We start from the raw sequence: 6,549 nt of genomic DNA, 5'->3' as shown, positions 1-6,549 counted from the left end.
CTGCTACATTGATTTCTTGCGGTTGGGACCCAGGCATGTTCTCTTTACAACGTGTATATGCTGAAAGCATCTTACCTCAAGGTAAATCTTATACATTCTGGGGCCGTGGCGTTTCCCAAGGTCACTCCGATGCTATCCGTCGTATTGATGGTGTTCTTGATGCTCGTCAATACACTGTTCCTAAAGAACAATACCTTGAAGCTATCCGTAATGGTGAAACTCCAGACGTTGATGGCTACAAAGGTCACCTTCGTGAGTGCTATGTAGTGGCTGCTCCTGATGCTGACAAAGCTAAAATTGAAAACGAAATCAAAACTATGGAAAACTACTTCGTAGGTTATGAAACTGTAGTAAACTTCATTTCTCAAGAAGAACTTGATCGCGACCATAAAGGTATTCCACATGGTGGCTTCGTTCTTCGCTCTGGTGAAAGCACTGACGGCACACGTCATGTTGTTGAGTATTCCTTAAAACTTGACTCCAACCCTGAATTCACTGGCTCTGCACTTGTTGCTTATGCACGTGGTATCTACCGCCTTGCTAAACACGGCGGTACAGGTTGCTATACTGTATTCGATATTCCACCAGCTTGGATCTCCACTCATTCCGCTGAAGAATTACGAGCGCACTCTCTATAAGACACAAAATAAAATCCCACACTAGTGTGTGGGATTTTATCTACTTCTATGGTATACTACTTAGAAGAAGTGAGGCGTAGATGTTTTCCGGCGTCAGCTCTCACATCTCTTACTAGTTTGAAAATGTGGCCTGACGACAAAAGGGTCCTTTTCAAAGCCCTGCTACATAAAAGCTAACCTGAGTTAGAAGTCAATTATCTTGCTGCTATGATAATGGTAGCAACTAACATACCAAAAGCTATCATTAAAGATAAAACTTCGTAGGTCTTCATGCTATCACCGCCAATCCTCGAGAAATTGGCAAGACCTGACACATCTAGAGGCCTCGACATCAATATATAATTTGTCGATTTCTATGTAAAGGGATTTAGTGACACTACTAGTCACCAATGTGACTAATGGTGTCACTTTTTTAGTACAAATTTATAGCATCTATATGATATAATATTTATTTGATAGAGTTTCTACGGAAGCTTTCACAAAGAACGAAATCAATTAGTTAATAAAAGGTGGTACCATGAGCACAAATTTAGAAGTAGGCATCGTAGGCCTTCCAAATGTTGGTAAAAGTACATTATTCAACGCCATTACTAAAGCGGGCGCTGAAGCTGCCAACTATCCATTCTGTACAATTGAGCCAAACGTAGGTGTCGTTGATGTTCCAGATAATCGTTTAGCTGTATTGGCTGAAATGTTTGGTTCTAAACGCATCCTTCCTGCTGCTATGCGCTTCGTAGATATTGCAGGCCTTGTAGAAGGTGCGTCCAAAGGCGAAGGTTTAGGTAATAAATTCCTTAGCCATATCCGCCAAGTAGACGCTATTGCTCAAGTCATTCGTTGTTTCGATGACCCTAACATCACTCACGTTTCTGGCTCTATCGATCCAATTCGTGATATTGAAATCATCAACACTGAGCTCTGCCTTGCAGACCTTGAATCCGTGGAAAAACGTAAACAACGTATTGAAAAAATCGCTAAATCCGGCGACAAAGATGCGCGTGCGGAGTTACCATTGCTGGAACGCATCATCGAAGGTTTAGGTGAAGCAAAACCAGTTCGTGCACAAGGTCTCGAAGAAGAAGAATTAGAAATGATCAAAGAGTTAACATTGCTTACAGCAAAACCATCTCTTTATGTAGCTAACATTTCTGAAGACGAAGTATCTGATTACTCTTCCAACGAATATGTAAAACGTGTTGAGGAATATGCAAAAAACGAAGGAGCTGGCATCGTTGTTGTGTCCGCTCGTATCGAGTCCGAAATTGCAGAGTTATCCGAAGAAGAATCTGCCGCATTCCTCGAAGATCTTGGTCTTGAAGAATCTGGCTTAACAAAACTTATCAAAGCAAGTTATGCACTCTTAGGTCTTATCAACTACTTCACTGCTGGCGAAATGGAAGCTCGTGCTTGGACAATTGTAAATGGCACAAAAGCGCCTCAAGCAGCTGGTAAAATTCACTCCGATATCGAAAAAGGCTTCATCCGTGCTGAAATCGTATCCTTCGCTGACTTACAAGCTTGCGGCAGCCAAAATGCGGCTAAAGAAAAAGGTCTTGTACGCCTAGAAGGCAAAGACTACGTTATGAAAGACGGCGATGTAACACACTTCCGCTTCAACGTATAATACAAATTAATAACAAAAAACCAGTAAATCGAACGATTTACTGGTTTTTTTAATGCTACAAAATAGCTTTTATTTAATTTTATTTGTCATCATTGCCCAATGCATTTTTAAGGCCACTAATCGCACCTTCTACAGCATCTTTAGCATCATCTGCAGTCTTTTTGATATCATTAACAACACTATCAGCAGCATCTTTTACTTTTGCTACTGTATTCTCAACAGCGCCTTCTGCTTGCATTTGTTTGTCATCAGTTAATTTGCCTGCATTTTCTTTTACTGCACCTTTAACTTGATCTAATTTATCTTCTAATGCCATAATTGTGACTCCTTTCATGTAAAATCACGTTTAACCATATAAAATCTACTGTTACAAGTAGAGGGCTATCCTTTTTTTCCGAAGAAAAATGAGACTACAGCAACAACAATGACTGCACCCAATACAGATGGAATTAAGGACATTCCTGCTAAGCTAGGACCCCAGGTACCAAATAGGGACTGACCTACGGACGAGCCAATTAAACCAGCAACAACGTTAGCGATAATGCCCATTGCACCGCCTTTGTTAGTGATGGCACCAGCTAGGAACCCAATAAAACCACCAACAATAATTGACCATAACATATAATCACTCCTTCCTATTTAATCATAATATTCATAAATCCTATCAAATAATACAGTATTTATAAATATTTTAGAATTCTTGTATATTTATAATATAGCATTCAATTCTAAAGATTAAATGAAGAATTTCGATTTAGTTCTACATATATAATCTACTCAACTACTGTTACAATTTCATCCATTGTACGACGTGTTTTATTGCGATGTGGTTCTTCATCACGGTAACCAAAGGCAGCCATTACAGCAATGCCAAAGTGTTTAGTATCGAACAGGCCAAGTTCATCACCTAAGAGTGCGGTCATGTCATCTTGATTGAAGCCTTCTAATGGACAAGAATCTAAGCCTTCATACGCCGCCATAGTCATCATATTCGCCATAACGATATACGCTTGTTTTGAAGCCCAGTCAAAAGCAGCACGTTCAGACTCAAAGGTTTTAAAGTCACTTGTAGTAAATTGAGCATATTTCTCACGGTATGCTGCATCAACTTCAGCAGGTAATTGTTTAACCTCTTCTTGAATATGACGAATATATGGAGAATCGAATTCAAGATCAACTTTTTTACGCGCCAAGAAAACTACTACATGACTAGCTTCAAGACCTGCTAAAATCCCCCAGCCATGAGCTTTCATTTTTTCGCGAATTTCTGGATTTTGAATCACCAACAATTGGTAAGCCTCAAAGCCAAGGGATGTAGGAGACAAACGTGCCGCATTAAGAATAGCATTCCAGTCTTCTTCAGAGATTTTCTTATTGCTATCAAACTTTTTACATGCATAACGATAGGTCATAGCATATTCTAAATCGTTACGATCCAATTTTGGAGCGGTTAATTTTACATTTTCTATTTCATACTTGCTCATATATACCTCCATAATGATAAAAAATATCATATATCTATAGTATCATAGTTAGCCGTTAAATTATATAAGGATCCAAATTTTAATAAAAAACAAGAAAAAGCCTAGACGATGTCTAGGCTTTATATGGTACAGCTAGCTCACCTTTTTCATACCAAAAGAGACCAGATGTACTAATCTTATGTTCTTTTAAAATAGTCTGAACCTGCTCTACAATACTTGGATCTATTTGCACAGATAAACCACACATATCGTAAAGCTCGGGAGGTGTAGCCATCAATTGATGAGGCACCTCTAATTCTGTTAATATCTTGTCTGCTTTATCGCCAAAATAATAGGACGTAAAGACGACTAACAATTTTTTATTTTCCAAGGCCTCACCTCCTACCACAGCATATACCATTACATTGTTTAACATTGACGATCCGTTTAAAGCTAAAACATCCCCTCTAAACCTGTCAGTTAAAATACTAGTGCCAAGAATTATAACTTAACTACATTCTCCCCAAGAATAGAGTCCGTAATAGCGTACATATTTGTAATACTACCTACACCAAGCTCTTCTTTTACGCCAAAGTAATCGAGACAAATGCCACATGCTGCGATTTCAACACCTGCGTCAGCTAGCTTTTTAATATTTTCCAAATGAACAGAATCCTTAGTTACCATCTTAACACTGCTATTAATAAAATAGATCTTAGATGGTTTTACATCAGCTTCTACCATGCACACCCAGAAGGTTTTCATCAGATTTCTACCGAGCTCTTCACTACCTTCACCGAGATAATCTTTTGTCATCAAGATAACTCGGTTACCATAGTTCATCGGTTCGCAACTCGCTTCTGTAACAGGATTTGCATTTGGCGTCATAGTGAGGTAGAAATCCTTACCATCTTTGCGGATTGCCACACCATAACCACGAGACTTGCCAAACTTTTCTACATTATCGCGACTCACTTCATTATCTACAATAGTAGTAATAACGGCATCTGGATTCGCATCGCTAACCTTCTTAGTTTCAATCACAGGTTTTGGACACAAGCTACCACGTACATCTACAGTTAATTCATTTGTATTGCTCATCATACACCTCTATATTATATACATTATATGTTTTGTAAAAGTATTACCTATCAGCTATCAGCTATCAGCTATCAGCTATCAGCTATCAGCTAATGATATTGTAATTAAATATTGATTGCCAATAGTAGAAACCCTATTTTTTATAAATCTATTCTGTAACACGTACTGCTAGGCCACTGAAACTTTCAACAGTACCAACAATACTAGCACAGTCAATGCCAGATTCGTGTAAGGCCTCAACCAATTTATTACCTTCACTAGCAGGCACGGAGAAGAGTAAGCCACCCGAGGTTTGGGGATCAAAGAGAATATCTGTCCATACAGGGTCCAAAGCCTGATCTACTTGAACGTCTGTTATAGCTTTTCGATTCCCATAGGATGCAGCTGGTACTAATCCCATTTGAGCCGCTTCGATGACATCATCAAAGAGAGGAATGTCGTAAGCCTTAATATGTATTGTCACATCGGAGGCACTAGCCATTTCTACTGAGTGCCCCATTAGACTAAAGCCTGTTACGTCTGTACAAGCATGGATGGTAAAGTTGTGAGCCACCTCTGCTCCCACCCGATTTAACGTACTCATGCTAGTGACGGCCTGTTCAGTACCTACAGGAAACAAATCACCTTTTAGAGCATTATTCATAATCCCTGTACCAATTCGCTTAGTTAATATCAGCACATCCCCTACTTGAGCCCCTTTATTTTTCCAAATTCGATTTGGATTCACTTGCCCTGTTACAGACATACCGAAGATAGGCTCTTTATTTTCAATGCTGTGACCACCTACGATGGCAGCACCAGATTCAGCCACGATGGATCCCGCTCCGTTTAATACATCTGTTAATACACCTTGTTCAACAAGAGGCACAGGGAACCCCACAATGTTCATAGCCGTTAACGGTATTCCGCCCATAGCATACACATCACTCAACGCATTAGCCGCAGCAATCTTCCCAAATAAAACAGGATCATTAACCATAGGCGTAAAGAAATCCAATGTTTGTACTAATGCTAATGTATCTGAAAGTTTATATACCCCTGCATCGTCAGCACCTGTCATATCTGCCAGTACGTGTTCATTGGTAACAGGTGTCACCGCTTTTAATACACGATTTAATATATGAGGCCCAATCTTACACGCACAGCCCCCACTTGTTACGTAATCAGTGAGTCGTACCATCCGTCCTCCTTATTCATTCTCGGGCAATCGAGATACGATTTTCTTAACTGCCTTTTCAAATTTCGGGCGCGGCATCAATAGTTGATGACCACAACCATTACATACGATGAGAAAGTCTGTGCCAATCCGCTTAACTTCCCATTCATCACTGCCACAGGGATGTGACTTTTTCATTTTCACCACATCGCCTATATAATATCTAACAAATGCCATAGCGCCTCCTTTTACATCGTTCAGTATTTATATACTTATTATACAAAAAATACCATGTTCTATAAACATATCAGAATTCTATAGTTATATAGTTATTTTATGGGGAGTTATTAGTATATTTAACGAAAAGATTATTAATACGTAATCAATAATGATTTTTCATTTAGTTATCATTCTCAATATCAAAATAGACTTATTTTATAAATCCCATACTATTCTGCCTTTAAGAAACCGCATTTTTACTACATTGATAATATTTATCATTTAGAAAATTTTCGAAATAAATTTTACAAAAACACTTGCATTTCTCATTTAGTATGTTACAATATA

10 protein-coding genes are annotated in these 6,549 nt (G+C 38.8%); 2 read left to right on the top strand and 8 right to left on the bottom strand.

Features of this window, described 5'->3' with window-relative positions; all coding sequences use genetic code 11:
• On the top strand, positions 1-638 hold a 638-nt coding region (locus QZ055_RS07410; RefSeq protein ID WP_295825718.1), incomplete at its 5' end, for a diaminopimelate dehydrogenase.
• Positions 639-832: 194 nt separating this feature from the next.
• On the opposite strand, the gene QZ055_RS09440 is transcribed toward QZ055_RS07410, so the two are convergent.
• Entirely contained in the window at positions 833-910 is a 78-nt protein-coding gene (locus tag QZ055_RS09440) for a putative holin-like toxin (RefSeq protein ID WP_227721402.1), read from the bottom strand.
• A gap of 245 nt (positions 911-1,155) precedes the next feature.
• Between QZ055_RS09440 and ychF the strand changes: the two genes are divergently transcribed.
• Positions 1,156-2,262, top strand: a complete 1,107-nt coding sequence (gene ychF / locus QZ055_RS07405) for a redox-regulated ATPase YchF (protein WP_295825715.1) — start codon at positions 1,156-1,158, stop codon at positions 2,260-2,262.
• A gap of 79 nt (positions 2,263-2,341) precedes the next feature.
• Here the strand turns inward: ychF and QZ055_RS07400 are convergent, their stop codons facing one another.
• From QZ055_RS07400 to QZ055_RS07370, 7 genes are all read right to left on the bottom strand, one after another.
• The gene (locus QZ055_RS07400; RefSeq protein ID WP_060923838.1) at positions 2,342-2,578 is read right to left on the bottom strand and encodes a CsbD family protein; all 237 of its coding nucleotides are present in this window, start codon (positions 2,576-2,578) and stop codon (positions 2,342-2,344) included.
• A gap of 65 nt (positions 2,579-2,643) precedes the next feature.
• Positions 2,644-2,883 carry a GlsB/YeaQ/YmgE family stress response membrane protein gene (locus QZ055_RS07395; RefSeq protein ID WP_060923839.1) on the bottom strand — a complete coding sequence of 80 codons (240 nt, stop codon included), beginning with the start codon at positions 2,881-2,883 and terminating at the stop codon, positions 2,644-2,646.
• A gap of 152 nt (positions 2,884-3,035) precedes the next feature.
• The gene (locus tag QZ055_RS07390; protein WP_060923840.1) at positions 3,036-3,746 is read right to left on the bottom strand and encodes an NAD(P)H-dependent oxidoreductase; all 711 of its coding nucleotides are present in this window, start codon (positions 3,744-3,746) and stop codon (positions 3,036-3,038) included.
• Positions 3,747-3,858: 112 nt separating this feature from the next.
• Entirely contained in the window at positions 3,859-4,116 is a 258-nt protein-coding gene (locus QZ055_RS07385; protein WP_060923933.1) for a DUF3343 domain-containing protein, read from the bottom strand.
• Between the two features lie 110 nt (positions 4,117-4,226).
• The gene (yedF, locus tag QZ055_RS07380) at positions 4,227-4,826 is read right to left on the bottom strand and encodes a sulfurtransferase-like selenium metabolism protein YedF (RefSeq protein ID WP_295825712.1); all 600 of its coding nucleotides are present in this window, start codon (positions 4,824-4,826) and stop codon (positions 4,227-4,229) included.
• 148 nt (positions 4,827-4,974) lie between these two features.
• A complete protein-coding gene (gene selD / locus QZ055_RS07375) occupies positions 4,975-6,006 on the bottom strand; it encodes a selenide, water dikinase SelD (RefSeq protein WP_295825708.1) in 1,032 nt (343 codons plus the stop codon).
• Between the two features lie 9 nt (positions 6,007-6,015).
• A complete protein-coding gene (locus QZ055_RS07370; RefSeq protein ID WP_060923842.1) occupies positions 6,016-6,219 on the bottom strand; it encodes a DUF951 domain-containing protein in 204 nt (67 codons plus the stop codon).
• Positions 6,220-6,549 lie beyond the last annotated feature (330 nt).

The organism is uncultured Veillonella sp. (genome assembly GCF_905209685.1).
In the GTDB taxonomy this organism is placed as follows: Bacteria; Bacillota; Negativicutes; order Veillonellales; family Veillonellaceae; genus Veillonella.
This window is presented reverse-complemented; position numbering and strand designations above follow the sequence as displayed.